The organism is Massilia psychrophila (assembly GCF_002760665.1).
Lineage (GTDB): Bacteria > Pseudomonadota > Gammaproteobacteria > Burkholderiales > Burkholderiaceae_D > JAFCUW01.
In genome coordinates this window covers 100,355-121,043 of record NZ_PDOB01000010.1, presented here as the reverse complement: position 1 = coordinate 121,043, position 20,689 = coordinate 100,355, and the positions used below count along the sequence as shown (strand labels likewise).

General features: G+C 61.4%; 19 protein-coding genes. 8 read left to right on the top strand and 11 right to left on the bottom strand.

What is annotated here, in order from left to right; translation table 11 throughout:
- Positions 1–42: 42 nt before the first annotated feature.
- Positions 43–1,221, bottom strand: a complete 1,179-nt coding sequence (locus CR103_RS08775) for an acetyl-CoA C-acyltransferase (RefSeq protein ID WP_099915602.1) — start codon at positions 1,219–1,221, stop codon at positions 43–45.
- A 309-nt stretch (positions 1,222–1,530) separates the two neighbouring features.
- Here CR103_RS08775 and CR103_RS08770 point away from each other — a divergent pair, with 309 nt between their 5' ends.
- Positions 1,531–3,234 (top strand): MFS transporter, encoded by a 1,704-nt coding sequence (locus CR103_RS08770; protein WP_099915601.1) that lies wholly within the window; start codon positions 1,531–1,533, stop codon positions 3,232–3,234.
- A gap of 151 nt (positions 3,235–3,385) precedes the next feature.
- Here CR103_RS08770 and CR103_RS08765 read toward each other — a convergent pair whose 3' ends face one another.
- The 3 genes from CR103_RS08765 to CR103_RS08755 form a co-directional block, all read right to left on the bottom strand.
- Positions 3,386–5,485, bottom strand: a complete 2,100-nt coding sequence (locus CR103_RS08765) for a 3-hydroxyacyl-CoA dehydrogenase NAD-binding domain-containing protein (protein WP_099915600.1) — start codon at positions 5,483–5,485, stop codon at positions 3,386–3,388.
- A 311-nt stretch (positions 5,486–5,796) separates the two neighbouring features.
- Positions 5,797–8,001: a TonB-dependent receptor plug domain-containing protein gene (locus CR103_RS08760; RefSeq protein ID WP_180279334.1), complete on the bottom strand. Its 2,205-nt coding sequence runs from the start codon at positions 7,999–8,001 to the stop codon at positions 5,797–5,799.
- A 154-nt stretch (positions 8,002–8,155) separates the two neighbouring features.
- A complete protein-coding gene (locus CR103_RS08755) occupies positions 8,156–8,293 on the bottom strand; it encodes a LytTR family DNA-binding domain-containing protein (protein WP_229442954.1) in 138 nt (45 codons plus the stop codon).
- Between the two features lie 267 nt (positions 8,294–8,560).
- Here CR103_RS08755 and CR103_RS08750 point away from each other — a divergent pair, with 267 nt between their 5' ends.
- Complete coding sequence (locus CR103_RS08750; RefSeq protein WP_307719692.1) at positions 8,561–8,740, top strand: hypothetical protein; 180 nt, start codon at positions 8,561–8,563, stop codon at positions 8,738–8,740.
- A 17-nt stretch (positions 8,741–8,757) separates the two neighbouring features.
- On the opposite strand, the gene CR103_RS08745 is transcribed toward CR103_RS08750, so the two are convergent.
- The 6 genes from CR103_RS08745 to CR103_RS08720 all read right to left on the bottom strand — a co-directional run bounded on the left by CR103_RS08745 (position 8,758) and on the right by CR103_RS08720 (position 15,576).
- Complete coding sequence (locus CR103_RS08745; protein WP_099915597.1) at positions 8,758–9,474, bottom strand: ABC transporter ATP-binding protein; 717 nt, start codon at positions 9,472–9,474, stop codon at positions 8,758–8,760.
- Positions 9,471–10,211: an ABC transporter ATP-binding protein gene (locus CR103_RS08740; RefSeq protein ID WP_099915596.1), complete on the bottom strand. Its 741-nt coding sequence runs from the start codon at positions 10,209–10,211 to the stop codon at positions 9,471–9,473. Before CR103_RS08740 ends, CR103_RS08745 begins: the two co-directional genes overlap by 4 nt.
- A complete protein-coding gene (locus CR103_RS08735) occupies positions 10,208–11,521 on the bottom strand; it encodes a branched-chain amino acid ABC transporter permease (protein WP_099915595.1) in 1,314 nt (437 codons plus the stop codon). The genes CR103_RS08740 and CR103_RS08735 overlap by 4 nt, the downstream gene beginning before the upstream one ends.
- Positions 11,518–12,462 carry a branched-chain amino acid ABC transporter permease gene (locus tag CR103_RS08730; protein ID WP_099915594.1) on the bottom strand — a complete coding sequence of 315 codons (945 nt, stop codon included), beginning with the start codon at positions 12,460–12,462 and terminating at the stop codon, positions 11,518–11,520. Before CR103_RS08730 ends, CR103_RS08735 begins: the two co-directional genes overlap by 4 nt.
- Before the next feature lie 161 nt (positions 12,463–12,623).
- Entirely contained in the window at positions 12,624–13,868 is a 1,245-nt protein-coding gene (locus tag CR103_RS08725; protein WP_180279333.1) for a branched-chain amino acid ABC transporter substrate-binding protein, read from the bottom strand.
- 55 nt (positions 13,869–13,923) lie between these two features.
- Positions 13,924–15,576: a 3-(methylthio)propionyl-CoA ligase gene (locus CR103_RS08720; RefSeq protein ID WP_099915593.1), complete on the bottom strand. Its 1,653-nt coding sequence runs from the start codon at positions 15,574–15,576 to the stop codon at positions 13,924–13,926.
- A 183-nt stretch (positions 15,577–15,759) separates the two neighbouring features.
- Between CR103_RS08720 and CR103_RS08715 the strand changes: the two genes are divergently transcribed.
- From CR103_RS08715 to CR103_RS08690, 6 genes are all read left to right on the top strand, one after another.
- Positions 15,760–17,253, top strand: a complete 1,494-nt coding sequence (locus tag CR103_RS08715; RefSeq protein ID WP_099915592.1) for a protein adenylyltransferase SelO — start codon at positions 15,760–15,762, stop codon at positions 17,251–17,253.
- Positions 17,254–17,265: 12 nt separating this feature from the next.
- Complete coding sequence (msrB, locus tag CR103_RS08710) at positions 17,266–17,661, top strand: peptide-methionine (R)-S-oxide reductase MsrB (protein ID WP_099915591.1); 396 nt, start codon at positions 17,266–17,268, stop codon at positions 17,659–17,661.
- Positions 17,662–17,680: 19 nt separating this feature from the next.
- On the top strand, positions 17,681–18,313 hold the full coding sequence (locus CR103_RS08705) for a septation protein A (protein ID WP_099915590.1): 633 nt from the start codon (positions 17,681–17,683) through the stop codon (positions 18,311–18,313).
- Positions 18,310–18,594 (top strand): BolA family protein, encoded by a 285-nt coding sequence (locus CR103_RS08700; protein ID WP_099915589.1) that lies wholly within the window; start codon positions 18,310–18,312, stop codon positions 18,592–18,594. The genes CR103_RS08705 and CR103_RS08700 overlap by 4 nt, the downstream gene beginning before the upstream one ends.
- Positions 18,595–18,721: 127 nt before the next feature.
- Positions 18,722–19,501, top strand: a complete 780-nt coding sequence (locus tag CR103_RS08695; RefSeq protein WP_099915588.1) for a peptidylprolyl isomerase — start codon at positions 18,722–18,724, stop codon at positions 19,499–19,501.
- Positions 19,502–19,609: 108 nt separating this feature from the next.
- Positions 19,610–20,386 (top strand): peptidylprolyl isomerase, encoded by a 777-nt coding sequence (locus CR103_RS08690; protein ID WP_099915587.1) that lies wholly within the window; start codon positions 19,610–19,612, stop codon positions 20,384–20,386.
- Here the strand turns inward: CR103_RS08690 and CR103_RS22015 are convergent.
- The gene (locus CR103_RS22015) at positions 20,366–20,629 is read right to left on the bottom strand and encodes a hypothetical protein (RefSeq protein WP_143752556.1); all 264 of its coding nucleotides are present in this window, start codon (positions 20,627–20,629) and stop codon (positions 20,366–20,368) included. The genes CR103_RS08690 and CR103_RS22015 overlap by 21 nt on opposite strands.
- Positions 20,630–20,689: the final 60 nt, after the last annotated feature.

The following is a 20,689-nucleotide window of genomic DNA, read 5'->3' as shown; positions in this document are numbered from 1 at the left end:
TCTGAAGTCCGACCCCGGGGTCAGACCGTGATATGTTCGCGGTCAGACGACTTCGAACAGCCCCGCCGCGCCTTGGCCACCGCCGATGCACATCGTGACGACGACAAACTTTACGCCGCGCCGCTTGCCTTCGATCAGCGCATGGCCGACCAGCCGCGCGCCGGACACGCCGTACGGGTGGCCCACCGCAATCGCGCCGCCATTCACATTCAGGCGATCCATCGAAATGCCGAGCTTGTCGGCGCAATACAGCACCTGCACGGCAAACGCTTCGTTCAATTCCCACAAGCCGATATCTTGCACCGTCAAGCCGGCCTTTTTGAGCAATTTCGGCACCGCGAACACCGGGCCAATACCCATTTCGTCCGGCTCGCAACCGGCCACGGCGAAGCCGCGGAAGATGCCGAGTGGCGTGAGGCCCCGGGCCTGGGCTGCCTGCGCGCTCATCACGATCGATACCGAGGCGCCGTCCGAAAACTGGCTGGCGTTGCCAGCGCTGATCACGCCACCTGGCACCGCGGGGCGGATCTTCGACACGGCTTCCAACGTCGTGTCGGCGCGGATGCCCTCGTCGAACGACACCGTTACTGCGCGCGTCGTCAAGGTGCCGGAAGCCTTGTCGGCCACTCCCATGATCGTCGTCATCGGCACAATTTCAAGATCGAAGCGGCCGGCGGCCTGGGCGGCGGCGGCGCGCTGCTGGCTTTGCACCCCGTACTCGTCCTGGCGCTCGCGGCTGATGTTGTAGCGCCGGGCGACGTTTTCGGCCGTCTGCAGCATCGGCCAGTAGAGTGCCGGCTTGTGCTCCTGCAGCCATGGATCGGCCAGCATGTGACGGTTCATTTCCTGCTGCACGCAGGAAATCGATTCGACCCCGCCGGCGGCATAGATGTCGCCTTCGTTGGCCAGGATGCGCTGCGCCGCGAGGGCGATGGTTTGCAGGCCGGACGAACAGAAACGGTTGACCGTCATGCCGCCGGTAGACACCGGGCAGCCGGCGCGCAGCGCGATTTGGCGGGCGATGTTGGCGCCGGTGGCGCCCTCCGGGTTGGCGCAGCCGATGATGACGTCTTCGACTTCGCCGGGAGCGATCCCGGCGCGCGCGATTGCCGCCTGCAGCACGTGGCCGCCGAGGGTGGCGCCATGCGTCATGTTGAACCCGCCCTTCCACGATTTGGCCAAGGCTGTGCGGGCGGTCGAGACGATGACGGCATCTAACATGTGGATCTCCTGAATGGGTAGGGTGGCTGACGACGGGCGCGGCACGGCACGGATGAGAATAGCACGATTTAGTACGGTCGTTCGCAAATTATCGGGCCCGAAACGGGCGTTCGATGCGGCAAGCGATGCAGCAAGCGATGCCCAGCCGCAGCCATGCGCACCGGCTGCGAGTGTGAACCAAGACTCATTGTAAGTTTGGCGTAAGTTTGAAGCAAGCCTGTCGTAAGTTTAACGGTCCACAATTAGTCACAGCTGATCAATTCACGGCTAATCCGATGACATCGACATAATTAATACACGGAGACAAACATGGCAACTACACCCGGCATCGCCGCCAACGGACGCAAGGCAGTGCCCGCGTCCGCGGGCATCACCAAGGAAGAGCGCAAAGTCATTTTTGCCTCGTCCCTCGGTACCGTTTTCGAATGGTACGATTTCTACCTGTACGGCGCACTCGCACCGATCATCGCCACCCAGTTTTTCATTGGCGACCCGACCACCAAGTTCATTTTCGCGCTGCTCGCCTTTGCTGCCGGCTTCATCGTGCGTCCATTCGGCGCGCTGGTATTCGGCCGGCTCGGCGACATGATCGGCCGTAAGTACACCTTCCTGATCACCATCTTGCTGATGGGCGCCTCGACTTTCATTGTCGGCCTGCTGCCCAATTACGCCTCAATCGGCATCGCCGCGCCAATCATCCTGGTCACCCTGCGCATCCTGCAGGGCCTGGCGCTGGGCGGCGAATACGGCGGTGCGGCGACCTATGTGGCGGAGCACGCGCCGGAAGGCCGGCGCGGTTTTTTCACCTCGTGGATCCAGACCACCGCAACGCTCGGCCTGTTCCTGTCGCTGATGGTCATTCTCGGCACCCGCAAGGCAACGGGTGAAGCGGCGTTCCTCGAGTGGGGTTGGCGCGTGCCGTTCCTGGTATCGGTGCTGTTGCTGGCCGTATCGGTCTGGATTCGCATGTCGATGCATGAATCGCCGGCGTTTGCCAAAATGAAAGCCGAAGGCAAGACCTCGAAAGCGCCGCTGACCGAATCCTTCCTCAAGCCGAAAAACGCCAAGATCGTTTTCCTGGCGCTGGTCGGCCTGACGATGGGCCAGGCGGTAGTCTGGTACACCGGCCAGTTCTACGCACTGTTCTTCCTGACGCAAACGCTGAAAGTGGACGGCGCGACGGCCAACGTCCTGATTGCAATCTCCTTGCTGCTGGCAACGCCATTTTTCGTCTTCTTCGGTATCTTGTCCGACAAGATCGGCCGCAAGTACATCATCCTCGGCGGTTGCCTGATCGCCGCGCTGACTTACTTCCCGATCTTTGGCGCCATCACCCACTACGCCAACCCGGCGCTGGAAAGTGCGTTGAAGAACTCGCCAGTCGTTGTGGTGGCCGATCCTGCAACCTGCAACTTCCAGTTCAACCTGACGGGCCAGAAGAAGTTCCCTTCGTCATGCGATATCGCCTCCGCCATGCTGACGGCGCAATCGGTCAACTACACCCGCCAGGACGCACCTGCCGGTACGATTGCCCAGGTCAAGATCGGCGACAAGGAATTCACCTCGTTCAATGCCAGCATGGACGCGGCCGGCCTGAACTTTGACGCCGACAGCAAAACCCGTGAAGCGGCACTGAAGAAGGAAATCGGCAGCGCTATCAAGGCGGCCGGCTACCCTGCCAGCGCCGATCCGGAGCAGATCAACAAGCCGATGGTCGTCGCGCTGCTGTTCGTGCTGGTGCTCTACGTAACGGCGGTGTACGGCCCGATCGCCGCGATGCTGGTCGAAATGTTCCCGACCAAAATTCGCTACACGTCGATGTCGCTGCCGTATCACATCGGTAACGGCTGGTTTGGCGGCTTGCTGCCAACCATCTCGTTCGCGCTGGTGGCGTCGAACGGCAACATCTACTACGGCCTGTGGTACCCGATCATCATCGCCCTCATTACGGTGGTTATCGGCACGCTGTTCGTCAAGGAAACGAAGGACAACGATATCTACGCTGCCGACTAATTAGCATCAGCATCTGCAGCGGTTCGTCCGCAACAACAAGAATGCCGCTAGCGATAGCGGCATTTTTGCTTTTCAACATATGCCCGCGACGAATATTTGTCAAAAAAAATGCCGCTGAAACAGCGGCATTTTTCATTCTACAAGCGCCCGGTCAGCTGTTGAAACCCTTGCCTTCGGCCGCCAGCCTGACCAGCAGCGGCGCCGGCGCCCAAGCATCGCCATGGCGGCCTTTGGCGTATTTCTCCATCGCCATCAACACGTTGAACAGCCCGACCGTGTCGGCGTAGAACATTGGCCCGCCGCGAAACAGCGGGAAGCCGTAGCCGGTCAGGTACACCATGTCGATGTCGGAGGCGCGCATGGCGATGCCCTCGTCGAGAATGCGGGCGCCCTCGTTGACCAGCGAATACACCAGCCGCTCGACGATCTCCTGGTCGCTAACTGTGCGCCGTTCGACGCCGATGTTCGCCGAGTGCTCGACGATCATCTGGTTGACCGCCGGGTTCGCATACGCCTTGCGGTCACCCGGTTTGTAGTCGTACCAGCCGGCGCCGGTTTTCTGGCCGAAGCGCCCCATCTCGCACAGCAGGTCGGCCGTCTTCGAATAGACGATCTCCGGCCGTTCGAGGTAGCGCCGCTTGCGGATGTACCAGCCGATGTCGTTGCCGGCCAAATCGCCCATGCGAAACGGCCCCATCGCAAAACCGAATTTTTCGACCGCCGCGTCGACCTGCTCTGGCAAGCAGCCTTCCTCCAACAGGAAGCCGGCCTGGCGGCTGTATTGCTCGATCATGCGGTTGCCGATGAAGCCGTCGCACACGCCCGACACCACGCCGGTTTTTTTAAGTTTTTTCGACAGCGCCAGGGTCGTCGCCAGCACATCCTTGGACGTTGCCTTGCCGCGCACGATTTCCAGCAGCTTCATCACGTTGGCCGGGCTGAAAAAATGGGTGCCGACGACGTCTTGCGGCCGGCTCGTGAAGCCTGCAATCTGGTCGACGTCCAGGGTCGACGTGTTCGACGCCAGGATCGCGCCCGGCTTCATCACCGCGTCGAGCTGCCTGAACACGGTTTCCTTCACGTTCATGTCTTCGAACACGGCTTCGACGACGATGTCGGCCTGGGCGATATCGTCGTACGACAGCGTGCCGCGAATGAGACCGATACGCTGGTCAAATTTCTCCTGGGTCAGCTTGCCCTTCTTCATCGTGTTTTCGTAATTCTTGCGGATCGTGGCGATGCCCTTGTCGAGCGCTTCCTGCTGCGTTTCCAGCAGCACGACCGGGATGCCGGCGTTGACGAAGTTCATTGCAATGCCGCCGCCCATGGTGCCGGCGCCGATGATGGCGGCCTGGCGGATGGCGCGCGTGGGCGTGTCCGCCGGCACGTCAGGCACCTTGCTGGCCAGACGCTCGGCAAAAAATGCATGGCGCAGGGACTTCGATTCCGGCGTCTGGATCAGGTGAAAAAAGCGCTCGCGCTCGAATTTCAGGCCGTCGTCGAATGTGCGGGTCACCGACGCGGCCACTGTGTCGACGCATTCGAGCGGCGCCGGAAACGGGCCGGACATGGCTTTGACGGTGTTGCGCGTAAATTGCAAAAAAGCTTCGTGGTTCGGGTAATCGACCTTGCGCTCACGCACCTTTGGCAGCGGCCGGATGGCGGCCACCTTGCCGGCAAACGTCAATGCGCATGCCAGCAGGTCGGCGCTGCTCTGTGCCCCTTCGTCGAACACGTCGTCGAACAAGGCAGTCTTGGCCAGGTTTTCGGACAGCACGGGGGTGCCGGAAACAATCATGTTGATCGCCATTTCCAGCCCCACCAGGCGCGGCAGGCGCTGGGTGCCGCCAGCACCCGGCAGCAGGCCGAGTTTGACTTCCGGCAGCGCGATCTGGGCGCCGCGCAGCGCCACGCGGTAATTGCAGCCGAGCGCCAGTTCGAGCCCGCCGCCCATGCAGACGCTATGGATGGCGGCAATTGTCGGCTTGTGCGATTCCTCGACCACGCGGATCAAGGTGTGCAGCGACGGCTCGGCGAGCGCCTTTGGCGAATTGAATTCCTTGATGTCGGCGCCGCCGGAAAACGCCTTGCCGGCACCCACGATCACGATGGCGGTAACGGCGGCGTCGGCCTGCGCACGGCGCAAGCCTTCGACGGCAGCGGTGCGGGTAGCCAGTCCCAGGCCGTTGACCGGCGGATTGTTCAAGGTGATGACGGCGACACTGCCATTGACCACGTAATCAGCGCTCATGTTTATTCCTTTGTCAGTTGAACCAGCAATGCTCGACTATACCCGAGAATAGTACGGTCGTATTATTTTGTTTCACAGCCATGAGGGGGAGAAGAGGGAAAACGGAAAAAAATAGCACGCTAAGCCTACGGCGCGACTTTGAAGGGTCTTCCAACCCAGACGGCAGGCCGCTTTCGACCCAGACTGTGTAAAAACGCGCGACCCGCACATTTTTAGAGGTCGGTATATTATTGCCGCCGCTCCGAAGACGCCGTAGCACTCCTTTTGGGCAGCCCAGTCTGCCAGCGATTTCGTTACGGCCACGTGGACGTTCAGAACTTCATCTCCAGCGTCGCACGCACGGTCGGCGAACCCGGATAGACGGTGCGGCTGCGCTGGGTGCCGCTGCCCGCTACGGTGTAACTGCTTTCGTAGATATAGTCCTGGCCAAGCAGATTGGATGCTGCCACGCGCAGCTGGGTCTTGGGGATCAACTTCCACAGCACGTACAGGTCAAGATCGCGGCGCACGCTCTCGTAGGTGACCTGGTCGGCCGACACGCGCACTTCCCCGCCGTTCTTGAAGACGAAGCTGCCGCCGGTGGTGAATGCAGCGAGCTTGTAGTCGGCGCTCAGCGTGGCCGACAGCGGGGTCTGGTTCTGCAGGCGATTGTTCGGTCCAGGGATCGAGTCGACGCTCGACCAGTTGCGCGACAGGCTAGCACGCAGATCGAGCGCGGTGGTGGTGTCGATCACGGCCTTCAGCGGGAACTTGGTCTCGAGCTCGAGCCCGCGCGCGCGCGCGCGGCCAGTGTTCATGGGCAGCGAGACCCAGCGGCTGCCGTCGAACACGGTCTGGTTGCGCGTGCTGTTGTCGATGTTGCGGGCCGACGCGCTCACCGATACCAGCGCGCCCTCGCTCCAGTAATGCTCCCAGCCTGCGTCGACGCCAAGCGCCAGTTCCGGCTTCAGGTTCGGGTTGCCGATCGCATCGGGATCGGTCTGGTTGTTGTTGGCCGAGTTGAAGCGGTGCGGGATCAGGCTTTGCACGACGGGCGCGCGGTAGGTGCGGGTGAGCGCGAAGCGCAGCTGGTCGCCCTTCGTATTGGGGAGCTTGTACAGGGTCTGGAACAACGGACTGAACACGGTCGAGCGGTTTTGCGCGGCCGCGAACGTATTGCCTTCGACCCGGGTCTGGATGCCTTCCCAGCGCGCGCCCAGGTACACCGACCACTGCGGCGTGACGTTCCATTCGTCCTGGCTGTACACCGCCATGCGCGCGACATTGGCGGTGTAGAACTCGTCGCCGCCCGGTGGCGACACATCGGGCTGATAGGAGTCGCGGACACGGCGCGCGTCATGCGAGACCAGGTAGCCGCCGTCCCAACCGAAGGCGAGCGCGTGGCCTTCCCAGCTGGCGTTGGTGATCTTGCCCACCGTGTTCACACCGCGCACGTTATTGTCCGACTGGACCAGCTCATGCAGCGCGCCCACGCCCGGGCTGCCGGCGCCGGCGCGGTACATCGCGTTGGAGGCGGCGCCGGCGGTCGCGCTCAGTTTGGCGTCGAGCTTGGCGCCGGAGGCATACTTGCGCGTCCAGTTGACTTCCTGGCGCAGGAGCCAACTATCATTGCTCATGGTCTGGTCGAGGTTCGGATAGGCCGGCGGCGGGCCCAGCCCCGTATAGACCAGCGTGTGGACGTGGTTCTGGAAGTGGTTGTCGTTGACGAAGGTCTGGAAGATCAGCGTGTCGCCGTTCTCGAGGTTCCAGATCAGGCGCGGGCTCAGGCTGAGCCGCGTGACGTGCCCGTCCTGGGGCAGGTTGCCCAAGCGCAGGCCGTTTTGGATGCCGGCCGGATCGACGTGTTCCTCGACGTTGTACACCTTGCGCGAGAAGTGCTCGCGCATGACATTGGCCGCGACCGACCAAGCCAGGCGGCCCGCCTTGTCGCCGAGTTGCAGGTTGACGTTCGGCCCTTTGGTGTCGTGGGAGTGCGAATAGCCGACCTTCACTTCACGCTGCCCGGCCTTGACCGTCTTCTTCAGCACGATGTTGATGCTGCCGGCAATCGACTGGGTCGAGAACTCGGCGCTGGCGGCGCGCAGTACCTCGATGCGTTCGATCAGGTCCGGGGCCAGCGAATCGAGGGTGAAGCTGGGCGGGACTTTTTCACCGTTGAGCAAGATCTGCGTGTAGCCGGCGCCCAGGCCGCGCATGCGCACCTCGCTGCCGCGCCCGCCGTTGCCACTCACCGTCACGCCAGGCACGCGCTTGAGCACATCGAGCACATTGGAATCGCCATACTTAACGATCTCGTCGCGGTTGACCACGATCTTGCTGGCGGTGTCGTCGCGGCGCGGATCGTAGGCGTCGATCGCGCCGTGCACCTCGACCTGCTGCATTTTGTTGTCTTTCGCGTCCTTGCCGTCCTTGGCCGCGCCATCGCTCTTGGTGATCGCGGATTGCTGGGCATGCGCTGGTGCGGCGGCCAGCGTCATGGACAAGGTGGCCGCGACGGCTGCGGCAAGTACGTTCATATGCATGGATGAATTAGAAAACAGGTGTTTCAAAGCAGCCCCTGGCAAACCTGCGTGGAAATTATCTAAATATAAACATTGCTACAATGTTAGCATTAAAAATTGCTTCTGAGAAGAAGTTATTGCGTGCGCGCTTGCCCGGCCCATTCCTGCATCATTCGGGGTTCTTGTTGAGGTGTTGTAGTGCCTCCGCCAGAGCGGGCATATAGGAGCGGCTGGCGCGCAGCACACTGCCGTCGCGCAGGCGCAGCATGGCGTCCCGGTTTGTGAGCGAGCACAGCTCGGCGATCATGTCCAGCCGCACTCTTCTTCTTGTATGGTTTTCAACTGGGACAGTTTGTCTCAATGTATGGAAATTGTTTTAAAGTAGTATGCTTCGGAAGTCGCAGCAACACCATCCTTGCATGGCAGTCGCTGACGTTTTCTCCTCTCTCATCTGCATTCGGCAAGTCACTCCGCTGGATGCCATTGTCATTTCATAGCCTGGAAATACTCAAAAATTATGGACTGGGTCCCTATAGTCTTAGCTACGTTCAAGGTTCTCGTGTTAGGCACGGGCATGTTCTTCGCCATCAAGTGGCATTACGATCAAGGCAAGAAGGTGGAGGAGAAGGAGAAGCGCGCGGTGCTACGCGCGGTCGGCAAGGTGGCCGCCGTCTTCGTGCTATCGCTCTTGGGCCTGTTGCTCTTCACCTTCTTCCTTAGCAGGAAGCTCGGTTTGGACTTGACCTTCCCATGATGGCAAAGTGAGCAAGCCTATACCTCCAGCCACTCCTTGCGCACGCCCGCATCGGCGCGCAGCGCCGCCGGCGTGCCTTCGAACACGATGGCGCCATGGCCCATCACATACACGCGCGCCGAGATGTCGAGGGCGATTGCCAGTTTCTGCTCGACCAGCAGCACCGACACCCCCTTTTCCTTCAGCGCCAGCAGGTATTGCGCTACCAGCGCGACGATTTTCGGCGCCAGCCCTTCGGTCGGCTCGTCGATCATGATCAGGTCAGGGTCGCCCATCAGACTGCGGCACAGGGTCAGCATCTGCTGCTCGCCGCCCGACAGCACGCCGGCCGGCGCCGATCGCCTTTCCTCGAGTCGCGGAAACATGCCATACATGTCGGCCAGCGTCCACCGCCCGCCCCCGCCCGCGCGCTTTTGGCCGAGCACCAGGTTCTGCTCGACCGTCAGGGTCGGGAAGATATCGCGGTTCTCCGGCACGTAGGCGACGCCCTTGTGGGCGATCTGGAACGCCTTCAGTCCCAGCAGCTGGCCGCCCTTGAAGCACACCGAGCCGGTGGCGCTGACCTGGCCCATCACCGCTTTTACCAGCGTCGAGCGGCCGACGCCGTTGCGCCCCAGCAGGCTGACGATTTCGCCCTGGCCGACCCGCAGGTCGACCCCGTGCAGGATGTGGCTCTTGCCATACCAGGCGTTCAGTTGCTTTATTTCCAACAACGGTTCCAGCAGCGCGCTCATGGCTCCCCCAGGTAGGCGGCCTGCACCGCGCTGTTGGCGCGGATGTTGGCCGGCGTATCGCAGGCGATCACCTCGCCATAGACGAGTACCGCGATCCGGTCGGCCAGGCCGAACACGACGCTCATGTCGTGCTCGACCATGATGAGGGTCTTGCCGACCGTGACTTTGCGGATCAGTTCGACGGCGGCGTCCGATTCCGAGCGGCTCATGCCGGCAGTCGGTTCGTCGAGCAGGATCACGCTGGCGCCGCCGGCAATCGTGATACCGATTTCCAGCGCGCGCTGCTCGGCGTACGTCAATACCCCGGCCGGCACGTCGCGCTGGCGCTGCAGGCCGATTTCCTCGAGCACCTGCAAAGCGCGCTCGTGGGCGTCGCGCAAGCCGCCCAGGCGCTGCCAGAACGAATACTTGTAGCCGAGCGAGTACAGCACCGCGCAGCGCAGGTTTTCGATCACGCTCAGTTTCTCGAACAGGTTACTGATCTGAAAACTGCGCGCCAGCCCGAGCCGGTTGATCTCGAACGGCCGCAGGCCGGCCACGCTGCGCCCGTTCAGGCAGATGTCGCCGCCAGTCGCGGGAAAGCGGCCCGACACCAGGTTGAACAGGGTTGACTTGCCGGCCCCGTTCGGCCCGATGATGGCGCAGCGCTCGCCCTTTGCCACTGCCAGGCTGGCGCCACGGATGATCTCGGACTTGCCGAAGCTCTTGCGCACGTCCTTAAGTTCGAGCGCGTTCATGCGGTGCCTCTTTTCAAATGTGCAACGATTTCGGCATTGACTTCGTCCCATTCGGCCATGTAGACGGGTTGGGTTCGACGGTAGCTCGCATACGCGGCCAGCATCACCACCGTCGCCGCCAGCCACGGCGTCACCGTGTGGGTGTCGAACTGCATGCCGAACACGCGCGTGACGCTGCCGTTGGCCGATTCCAGCGTCAGGTGGTAGAGCAGCTCGGTGCCGAACACCAGGCCGAGCACGCCGAACACGGCCGGAATCGCGACCGCCAGCAGCGGCTTCCACAGGCGGGAAAACTTGCCGAACTTGGCCACCCGCAGCAACAGCATCAGCAAGCTCGACAGCCCGCCCGGCGCAAAGCGCACCACCGCGATGAAGAACAGGCCCAGGTACAGCTGCCAGGCGGCAGTGTATTCCGACAGCATCACCGTGAAAAAGACGCCCACCACCGCGCCCACCAACGGACCGAAGAAGAAGCCGATGCCGCCGATGAAGACGAACAGCAGGATGGCGCCGGAGCGGATCGCGCTGACGTTCTCGGCGCTGACGATCTCGAAATTGATCGCCCCCAGCGCGCCGGAAACGCCGGCAAAGAAGGCCGACAGGATCAAGGTCAGGTAACGCACCCACTGTGTGTCGTAGCCGATGAACTCGACGCGCTCCGGGTTGTCGCGCACGGCGTTGAGGATGCGCCCCAGTGGCGTTTGGGTAAATGCGAACATGGCGACGGTGCTGGCAAACAACCAGGCCGCAATCAGGTAGTACACCTCGATCTGCGGCCCGAACGTGATGCCCAGAAAAGGCTGGCCGATCACCCGGTTGGTCGTCACGCCGCCCTCGCCGCCGAAAAAGCCCGGGAACATCAACGAGGCGGCAAACACCAGTTCGACCAGGCCCAGCGTGATCATGGCGAAGGTGGTGCCGGATTTTTTCGTGGTGACGTAACCGAACAGCACGCCGAAGAACATGCCGGCAACGCCACCCACCAGCGGGATCAGGCTGGTCGGCACGTGGATGCCGGTGCCAACCTGGTTCATCGTGTGGATGGCGAAAAATGCGCCCAGCCCGGAATACACGGCGTGGCCAAACGACAGCATGCCGCCCTGCCCCAGCAGCATGTTGTAGGACAGGCCGAGGATCGTCACGGTGCCGACCACGCACAGGATCGACAGCGCCGCGCCCTTGGAAAAAACCAGCGGCGCGGCAAGCAGCACCAGGGCGAAGCAGGTCCAGACCAGATAGCGCGACAGATTCAGGGGGGCGTAAGTCAGCGTGCGGTGGCGCCTTGGATTGGCTATGTGAGTCGGTTTCATTCGCGCGTTCCCATCAAGCCCTTGGGGCGGAAAATCAGGATTAGCACCAGCAGCAAGAAGGGCAGGATCGCCGCACTCTGCGCGATCGTCACCGTCAACAGGCTGTAGCCCGGGGTAGCGGCGGTAATGCCGGCGCCGGCCCAGTTCAGCAAGCTCATGATCGAGTAATCGAGGGCTACCGCGAACGTCTGCAGCACGCCGATCAGGATCGAGGCGACAAAGGCGCCAGCCAGCGAGCCCATGCCGCCGACGACGACCACCACAAAAATGATGGTGCCGACGGTGGCGGCCATGCCCGGCTCGGTGACAAAAGCATTGCCGCCGATGACGCCGGCCAGGCCCGCCAGCGCGCAACCGCCGCCGAACACCCACATGAAGATGCGCGGCACGTTATGGCCGAGCGCCTCGGCCGCCTCGGGATGCGTCAGCGCAGCCTGGATCACCAGGCCAATGCGGGTACGCTGAAGCACCAGCCAGATTGCCGCCAGCATCGACAGCGCGACCAGCATCATGAAGCCGCGGTACATCGGAAAACTGGTGGCGAACAGCGTAAACAGCGGCCGGTCCAGTTCTTTCGGGATCGGATACGCCACCGCCGCGCGGCCCCAGACCAGCTGCACCAGTTCGACCATCAGGTAAGACAGGCCGAAGGTGAACAGCAATTCGGGGATGTGGCCGAATCTATGCAGCGGCCGCAAGCCGTAGCGCTCGACCAGCGCGCCGGCCAGGCCGACCACCAGGGGCGCGAGCACCAGCGCCGGCCAGAAGCCGAGCTTGGCACTGATGGTATAGGCGATGTAGGCGCCCAGCATGTAAAACGAAGCGTGCGCAAAATTGAGCACGCCCATCATGCTGAAAATGAGCGTCAGCCCGGACGAGAGCATGAACAGCAGCAATCCGTAACTGACGCCGTTCAGCAGTGTGAATAGCGTGAATTCCATGTGTGATCAGCTCATGCCCGTCATGCCCGCGAAGACGGCAATCTCATTGCGCCGATGAGCGACGAAAATTCGATCTCCGCAGTCGCGAGGATGACGGTCTTTAGGTAGTGGAAAGAATCGGGGCTGAAATGCCCCGCGCAAACTCGCCCGGCGTGGCCGGCCTAGACCCCCGGCCGTTTCATCTGGCACGACGTCGGCTGCCCGGCCATATACGCGTCGATCTTTTTCTCCATCTTCCAGCCGTAGCCGGTGTTTTCCTGGTCGTATTTGACGTCCTTGCCATTGACCTTGCTCCAGGTGCCGATGTACAGCGCCTGCTGCAACTGGTGGTCGACCTTCTGCATCGTCACTTCGCCGTTCAGGCTGGTGAACTTGGCGCCTTCCATCGCGAACGCGACCTTGACCGGATCGGTCGACTTGCTCGCCTTGATCGCCTGCGCCAGCATGCCGATGCTGCTGTGGGTCTGGGCGGTGTAGTAGTCGTCGTTGTATTTCTTCTTGTAGCCTTCGACGATTTCCTTGCCCTTGAAGGCGTCGGTATTGATCAGCCAGTTGCCGACTACCTTGACGCGATCGACACCGGACGCGCCCATCGCCGTCGGCACCCCGGTCGTCACCGCATAGTACGTGTAGAAATTGGCCTTCAGGTCGGCGTCCTTGGCGGCGCGGATCAACAGCGCCAGGTCGGCGCCCCAGTTGCCGGTGATGACAGTGTCGGCCCCCGACGCCTTGATCTTGGCGATGTAGGGCGAGAAATCCTTCACTTGCGCGATCGGGTGCAGGTCGTCGCCGGCGATCTTGATATCGGGCCGCTTGCGTTTCAGGTACTCCTTCGCGGCCCGGCTCACCGCCTGGCCGAAGGCATAATTCTGGCCGATGATGTAGACGCTCTTGATGTCCTGGTTGGGCGCCATGTAGCTCGTCAGCGCTTCCATTTTCATGTCGGAATTGGCGTCGAAGCGGAAATGCCAGAAGCTGCACTTGCTGTTCGTCATGTCCGGATCGATGGCGGCGTAGTTCAGAAACACTACCTCCTTGCCCGGATTGCGCTCGTTGTGCTTGTTGACCGCGTCGAGCAGGGCTAGGCCGACGCCCGAGCCGTTGCCCTGCGTAATGTAGCGGTAACCTTGGTCGATGACGGCCTTTAACTGGGTCAGCGACTCCTGAGGACTAGCCTTGTTATCGAAACCGACCACCTCGATCTTGTGCTCGCCCGCCCACTTCTGCTGCGTCGCCAGGTCGGCAATGGTCTGGAAACTGCGCAACTGGTTTTGCCCCACCGGTGCAAACGGACCCGACAGCGGGTCGATGAAAGCGATCTTTACCGTCTCGGCCCGGGCCGCAAATGGCGCGGCGAACAAAGCAAGCGATACTGCAGCGGCCAGTGGGCGAATGTGCATCTTCATGTGTCTCCATCCTTCGTTGTAGTTTTGGTGGGTACGGCGGGTACGGCTGAAAAGCTTATGCGGTCGGCAGCTTGTACTCCTTGAACTGCTCGCGCAGCTTGTTCTTCTGGATCTTGCCGGTGGCGCCGGTCGGCAAGGCCTCGATGAAGGCGACGTCGTCCGGCATCCAGAATTTGGCGATTTTGCCTTCAAAAAACTTTAGCAAGTCTTCGCGGTTCACTTCCTGGCCCGGACGCCTGACCACCAGCAGCAACGGCCGCTCATCCCACCTTGGATGAGCGATGCCGATGCAGGCCGCCTGCAGCACCGCCGGGTGCGACATCGCGATGTTTTCCAGGTCGATGGTGCCGATCCATTCGCCGCCCGACTTGATCACATCCTTGCTGCGGTCGGTGATCTGCATGGTGCCGTCCGAATCGATGGTGGCGACGTCGCCGGTCGGGAACCAGCCGTCCTGCAGCACGTCGCCGCCCTCGTTCTTGAAGTAGCGCGCGATGATCCACGGGCCCTTGACCAGCAAGTGACCGTAAGTTGCTCCGTCCCACGGCAGTTCGACGCCGGCGTCGTCGACGATCTTCATGTCGACACCGTAAATGGCGTGGCCCTGCTTTTGCAGGATCTTGCGCTGTTCGTCCTTCGGCAGCGCAAGATGCTTCGCCTGCAAGCCGCCGGTGGTGCCGAGCGGCGACATTTCAGTCATGCCCCAGCCATGGATGACCTGCACATCGAGCTTGTCGATCAGCGTATCCATCATCGCCGGCGGGCAGGCCGAGCCGCCGATGACGGTGCGGCGAAAGGTGGAAAATGTCAGGCCGTTCTGCAGCACGTAGTTGATCAGGCCGAGCCAGACCGTCGGCACGCCGGCCGAGAAGGTGACTTTTTCGGTTTCGAACAACTCGTAGAGCGACTTGCCGTCGAGCGCTGCGCCGGGAAACACCATCTTGGCGCCCGACAGCAGGACCGAATATGGCAAGCCCCACGCGTTGACGTGGAACATCGGCACCACCGGCAGCACGGTGTCGATCGAGGCCACGTTGAGCGCATTGGGCATCGCCGAACCATACGAGTGCAGCACGGTGGACCGGTGCGAGTACAGCGCGCCTTTCGGATTGCCGGTAGTGCCGGAGGTATAGCACAGCGAGGCGGCTGAGTTCTCGTCGAACAGCGGCCATTCGTAATCGTCCGAGCTGCCGGCGAGCAGCTCTTCGTAGCACAACAGGTTGGGGATTACGCTCTCTTGCGGCATGCGCTCGCGCTCGGCCAGCAGCACGAACGCCTTGACCGTCTTGCAATGCGCGGCGACCGCCTCGATCAGGGGCAGGAAGGTCAAATCGAAAAACAGCACCTGGTCTTCGGCGTGGTTGACGATGTAGGCGATCTGTTCCGGATGCAGGCGCGGATTGATCGTGTGCAGCACCGCGCCCGAGCCGGACACGGCGTAATACAGTTCCAAGTGGCGGTAGCCGTTCCACGCCAGGGTGGCGACGCGATCGCCCATCTGCACGCCCAGGCCTGCCAAGGCATTGGCGGCGCGGCGCGCGCGCGCGTGGCAATCGGCATAGGTGTAGCGGTGCGTGTCGCCCTCGACGCGGCGCGAGACGATCTCGACTTGGCCGTAATGGCGGGCGGCGAATTGAATGATGCTGGAAATGAGCAGGGGCTGGTCCATCATTTGCCCTCTTACTGGACTCATTGGGTAAGACGTCATCGGCTCTCCTGTTTTGTTTCAAGTTTGTTTCGTCAGTATTTCAAGGCAACTTAAACCTGAGTTTCGTACGACCGTTCTATTTCCGTCAATGCATTTCGATGCTGCGGCGCACCAACCGGCGACAGGCGCGCGCCCCCAACATCGCCGGTCACGGTAAAATACTGAAATTTACTACAACACACTTTGACTGGAACCATCATCAATATCGACGACCTGCGGTTGGGCAACTCCTTCGCCGCGCTGCCGCCCGTCTTCTATACCAGGCTGATGCCGACGCCCCTGCCGGCGCCGTATTTCGTTGCCGCCAGCGCCAAGGCCGCGGCCCTGGTCGGGCTCGACGCCGCGCAGCTGGCCAGCGCTGACTTCGTCGAATTCTTGAGCGGCAATCGCGTGCCGGCGCTTTCCCAGCCGCTGTCGGCGGTGTATTCCGGCCACCAGTTCGGCGCCTGGGCCGGCCAGCTTGGCGACGGCCGCGCCATCCTGATGGGCGAACTGAACGGCCCGGCTGGCCCGATGGAGCTTCAGCTCAAGGGCGCCGGCCTGACGCCCTACTCGCGCATGGGCGACGGCCGCGCGGTGCTGCGCTCGTCGATTCGCGAATTTTTGTGCTCCGAAGCGATGCACGCGCTGCGCATCCCGACCACCCGCGCGTTGAGCGTGACCGGCTCCGACCAGCGCATCATGCGCGAAACGCCCGAGTCCGCCGCCGTGGTGGCCCGCATGGCGCCCAGTTTCGTACGCTTCGGCTCATTCGAACACTGGTTTTACCGCGATAAACCGGAACAATTGCGCACGCTGGCCGACTACGTCATCTCCACCTTCTACCCCGAACTGACGGCCGAAGCGAACCCGTACAAGGCGCTGCTGGCCGAGGTGACGCGGCGCACCGCCCGCATGGTCGCGCACTGGCAGGCGGTCGGCTTCATGCATGGCGTGATGAACACCGACAATATGTCGATTCTCGGCCTGACCATCGATTACGGCCCGTTCGGTTTCATGGAAGCGTTCGACGCCGGCCATATCTGCAACCACACCGACCAGGCCGGCCGCTATTCGTACGCCAACCAGCCGCAGGTCGGTCACTGGAACTGCTACGCGCTGGGCCAGGCCTTGCTGCCGCTGATCGGCGACGTCGACGCCGCGCAGGAAGCGCTCGGCGTCTACCAGCCGGAGTTCGAGCGGACCCAGGACGGCCTGCTGCATGCCAAGCTTGGCCTGTCCACTGCGCAGGACGACGACCGCCTGCTGTTCGACGCCATGTTCAAGCTGATGCAGGCCGGCCACGTCGACTTCACCAATTTCTTCCGGGCGCTGGGCAATTTTACGATCGAGGCCGACACCGCGCGCACGCCCCATCCGGACCGCGCGCTGCGCGACATGTTCATCGAGCGCGAAGCCTTCGACGCCTGGGCGCTGCAATACCGCCAGCGGCTGCGGCGTGAAAACAGCGTTGACGCCACCCGCAAGGCAGAGATGGACCGCGCCAACCCCAAATACATCCTGCGCAATTACCTGGCCCAGGTCGCGATCGACAAGGCCGACAAGAAGGATTTTTCCGAAATCGCCAAGCTGCTCGCCATCCTCGAGCATCCGTTCGACGAACAGACCGAGCACGAAGCCTACGCCGCGCTGCCGCCCGATTGGGCCAGCGAACTTGAAGTCAGCTGTTCTTCCTGAAAGCCTCATACCATGACCGACAAAGTAAGCAAGACCGACGAGCAATGGCGCGCCATGCTCGATCCAATGGAGTTTCAGGTAGCGCGTCAGGCTGCCACCGAGCGCGCCTTTACCGGCAAATTCTGGGACCACCACGAGCATGGCATCTACACCTGCGTGTGCTGCAACACGCCGTTGTTCGCCTCCGACGCCAAGTTCGATTCCGGCTGCGGCTGGCCGAGCTATTTTACGGCGCTCGACCCGGCCAATGTGATCGAAAAGGCCGACCGCACCCATGGTATGCTGCGCACCGAGATCATTTGCGCAGTGTGCGACGCCCACCTCGGACACGTGTTCCCGGATGGCCCGCCGCCGACCGGCCTGCGTTATTGCATCAATTCGGCGTCGTTGCGCTTCGATCCACAATAGCCTTAACCTACGACAGACCATGAAATTCTTGTTCGACTTGTTTCCCGTTATCCTGTTTTTTGCCGTCTTCAAATGGGGCGAAGGCCACCAGGACGCCGCCCACGGGGTGGTGTCGCAGTATTTCAGCGGCCTTATTTCGGGCGGCGCGGTGACGGCGGCGCAGGCCCCGATCATCCTGGCAACCGTGGTCGGCATCGTTGCCACGGTGCTGCAGATCGGCTACCTGCTGGTGCGCGGCCGCAAGGTCGACGGCTTGCTGTGGATGTCGCTCGGCGTCATCGGCATCATGGGCGGCGCCACCGTTTACTTCCACGACGACAATTTCATCAAGTGGAAGCCGACCATCTTGTACTGGGTGTTCGCCCTCGTGCTGCTGGGCGGCCAGGTGTTCATGAAGAAGAACCTGATGCGCTCTGCAATGGAAAAAACCATGAAGCTGCCCGACCCGGTCTGGCCGCGCCTGAACTACGCATGGATGTGCTTCTTCTTCTTGATGGGCCTGCTGAACCTGTTCGTCGCCTTCGTCATCTTCAAGGGCAACACCAGCGCCTGGGTCAGCTTCAAGCTGTTTGGCTTCACCGGCATCTTTTTCGCCTTTATCGTCGGCCAGACCGTGATGCTGTCGAAGCACATCATCGAGGAGGAGGCATGAGCGCGCCCGCCGCATCCTCACGCGCTGCCCGCATCCGCGACCTGTTGAACGCAGCGCTGGCGCCCGGCGTGCTCGAGCTGACGGACGAGTCGGCGTTGCATGCCGGCCATGCCGGCGCCGCTTCCGGCGGTAGTCATTTCCGCGTGAAAATTGTCTCGTCCCGCTTCGAAGGCCTCAGGCTCGTCATGCGCCATCGACTCGTGTATGATTCCGTGCACGATATGATGCACACTGAAATTCATGCCCTTGCCATCACCGCTTTGGCGCCGTCGGAACTGTAAAGTCGGCTGTGACTTCAGGCGCATCTTTCAGGGATTCTTAAGAAATCTGCTTGACAATCGTACTGCACAGTAAAAGTAAAAAAACGAACCTTATCTTGTCCAAGCAACTTTTCCAGGAAGTTTAATAATGACCTTAAAGCCAGCCCGCTTGCTGTTAGCACTCCTTGCCATCACCGCCATGCCGGCATTCGCGCAAAACCTCGCCGTAGTCAATGGCAAAGCCATCCCGTCGTCGCGTGCCGATGCAGTCGTCAAGCAAGTCGTCGCCCAGGGCCAGCAGCCGGATTCGCCGCAGTTGCGCGAAGCCATCAAAAAAGACCTGATCGCCCGCGAAGTGATGATGCAGGAAGCGGTCAAGCAAGGGTACGAGAAAGACGCCACCGTCAAGTCGCAGATGGACACTGCCCGCCAGACCATCATCATCAACGCGCTGGTACGTGACTACATGGCCAAGAACCCGGTCAAGGAAGCCGACATCAAAGCCGAGTACGACATTTACAAGGCCCAGGCCGGCGACAAGGAATACCATGTCCGCCACATCCTGGCCGGCACCGAAGCCGAAGCGAAGGCCATCATCGCCAAGCTGAAGGGCGGCGCCAAGTTCGAAGAACTGGCCAAGACGTCGAAAGACACCGGCACCGCGAACACCGGAGGCGACCTCGACTGGGCAGCGCCGTCGTCGTTCCCGAAAGTATTCAGCGACGCCTTTGTCGGCCTGCAAAAAGGCGCTGTGACCGAGAACCCGGTGCAGACCCCGAACGGCTTCCACGTCGTCAAGCTCGACGACACCCGCCCGACCAAGATGCCGGCGCTCGAAGAAGTCAAGGGCCAGATCGAAGAAGCGCTGCAGCAGAAGAAGCTGCAAGCGTACCAAGATGCCATGGTCACCAAAGCCAAGGTGCAGTAAGCATTTAAGGAAGCAAGGAAGTAGGCAGGACCGGCCGGCGCCAGCTTGGCGCTGGCGCGCCCCGTCGCGAGACGTGACCTCATTTTGAGTTTTTATAGGAATCGAACAATGACTTTAAAGCCAGCCAGCCTGTTGTTAGCCCTGACCGCCCTGGTCGCCGCCCCGGTATTCGCGCAAAACGTCGCGACCGTCAACGGCAAGCCAATCCCGTCGACAAAAGTCGACCAGATCGTCAAGCAAGTGGTTGCACAAGGCAAACAAACCGATTCCCCGCAATTGCGCGAAGCAATCAAGAAGGACTTGATCGGCCGTGAAGTGCTGATCCAGGAAGCCGACAAGCAAGGCTTCGGCACCCGTCCTGAAGTCAAGACGGCGATCGACAACGCGCGCCAGGCCATCATCGTCAACGCGATGCTGGCCGATTACGTCAAGAAGAATCCGGTCAAGGATGCCGAGATCAAGGCCGAGTACGACAGGTACAAATCCCAGGTCGGCGACAAGGAATACCATGCGCGCCACATCCTGGTCGCCACGGAAGACGAAGCGAAGGCCATCATCGTCAAGTTGAAGGCGGGCGGCAAGTTCGAAGAACTGGCAAAGGGCTCGAAAGACGGTTCGGCAGCCAACGGCGGCGACCTTGATTGGGCTAGCGCGGCGTCCTACGTCCCCGAGTTCTCGCAAGCGATGGTCAAGCTGAACAAGGGCCAGGTCACCGATACCCCGGTCAAGACCCAGTTCGGCTTCCACGTGATCAAGCTGGAAGACACCCGCGCGGCAAAAATTCCGGCGTTCGACGAAGTCAAGGCCCAAGTGGCCGAGTCGCTGCAGCAAAAAAAGCTGCAAGCGTTCCGCGAGCAGCTGCTGTTAAAAGCCAAAGTCCAGTAAGCTCGGTCCTGGCGACAGGCAGGGGTTACTAAAAAACGTTATACAAAAGGCGCTTCGTTCGGAGCGCCTTTTTTTTGCGCGCTTTTTCACGGCACGAGAGCGGCTGAACACGATGTCCGGCTTACCTGTATCGTTGCCTGGTTTGTTACTGCACCGCCGCGAAGACAAAACAGGCAGCAGCAGGATAAAAGGCGCAGGCGTTGCCTCTTGCCCCCGCAGATAGAAGTTGTTGATCGAATTCATTTAGACAATCAATCTTACAAACAACCAGGAATGTCTATACTGAGTTATCCGCGCAGACGG

Bases quoted from the DNA above. Each gene is read 5' to 3' on its own strand.
- CR103_RS08775 (WP_099915602.1), bottom strand. From the start codon at position 1,221: ATGTTAGATGCCGTCATCGTCTCGACCGCCCGCACAGCCTTGGCCAAA.
- CR103_RS08770 (WP_099915601.1), top strand. From the start codon at position 1,531: ATGGCAACTACACCCGGCATCGCCGCCAACGGACGCAAGGCAGTGCCC.
- CR103_RS08765 (WP_099915600.1), bottom strand. From the start codon at position 5,485: ATGAGCGCTGATTACGTGGTCAATGGCAGTGTCGCCGTCATCACCTTG.
- CR103_RS08760 (WP_180279334.1), bottom strand. From the start codon at position 8,001: ATGAACGTACTTGCCGCAGCCGTCGCGGCCACCTTGTCCATGACGCTG.
- CR103_RS08755 (WP_229442954.1), bottom strand. From the start codon at position 8,293: ATGATCGCCGAGCTGTGCTCGCTCACAAACCGGGACGCCATGCTGCGC.
- CR103_RS08750 (WP_307719692.1), top strand. From the start codon at position 8,561: ATGTTCTTCGCCATCAAGTGGCATTACGATCAAGGCAAGAAGGTGGAG.
- CR103_RS08745 (WP_099915597.1), bottom strand. From the start codon at position 9,474: ATGAGCGCGCTGCTGGAACCGTTGTTGGAAATAAAGCAACTGAACGCC.
- CR103_RS08740 (WP_099915596.1), bottom strand. From the start codon at position 10,211: ATGAACGCGCTCGAACTTAAGGACGTGCGCAAGAGCTTCGGCAAGTCC.
- CR103_RS08735 (WP_099915595.1), bottom strand. From the start codon at position 11,521: ATGAAACCGACTCACATAGCCAATCCAAGGCGCCACCGCACGCTGACT.
- CR103_RS08730 (WP_099915594.1), bottom strand. From the start codon at position 12,462: ATGGAATTCACGCTATTCACACTGCTGAACGGCGTCAGTTACGGATTG.
- CR103_RS08725 (WP_180279333.1), bottom strand. From the start codon at position 13,868: ATGAAGATGCACATTCGCCCACTGGCCGCTGCAGTATCGCTTGCTTTG.
- CR103_RS08720 (WP_099915593.1), bottom strand. From the start codon at position 15,576: ATGACGTCTTACCCAATGAGTCCAGTAAGAGGGCAAATGATGGACCAG.
- msrB (WP_099915591.1), top strand. From the start codon at position 17,266: ATGACCGACAAAGTAAGCAAGACCGACGAGCAATGGCGCGCCATGCTC.
- CR103_RS08705 (WP_099915590.1), top strand. From the start codon at position 17,681: ATGAAATTCTTGTTCGACTTGTTTCCCGTTATCCTGTTTTTTGCCGTC.
- CR103_RS08700 (WP_099915589.1), top strand. From the start codon at position 18,310: ATGAGCGCGCCCGCCGCATCCTCACGCGCTGCCCGCATCCGCGACCTG.
- CR103_RS08695 (WP_099915588.1), top strand. From the start codon at position 18,722: ATGACCTTAAAGCCAGCCCGCTTGCTGTTAGCACTCCTTGCCATCACC.
- CR103_RS08690 (WP_099915587.1), top strand. From the start codon at position 19,610: ATGACTTTAAAGCCAGCCAGCCTGTTGTTAGCCCTGACCGCCCTGGTC.
- CR103_RS22015 (WP_143752556.1), bottom strand. From the start codon at position 20,629: ATGAATTCGATCAACAACTTCTATCTGCGGGGGCAAGAGGCAACGCCT.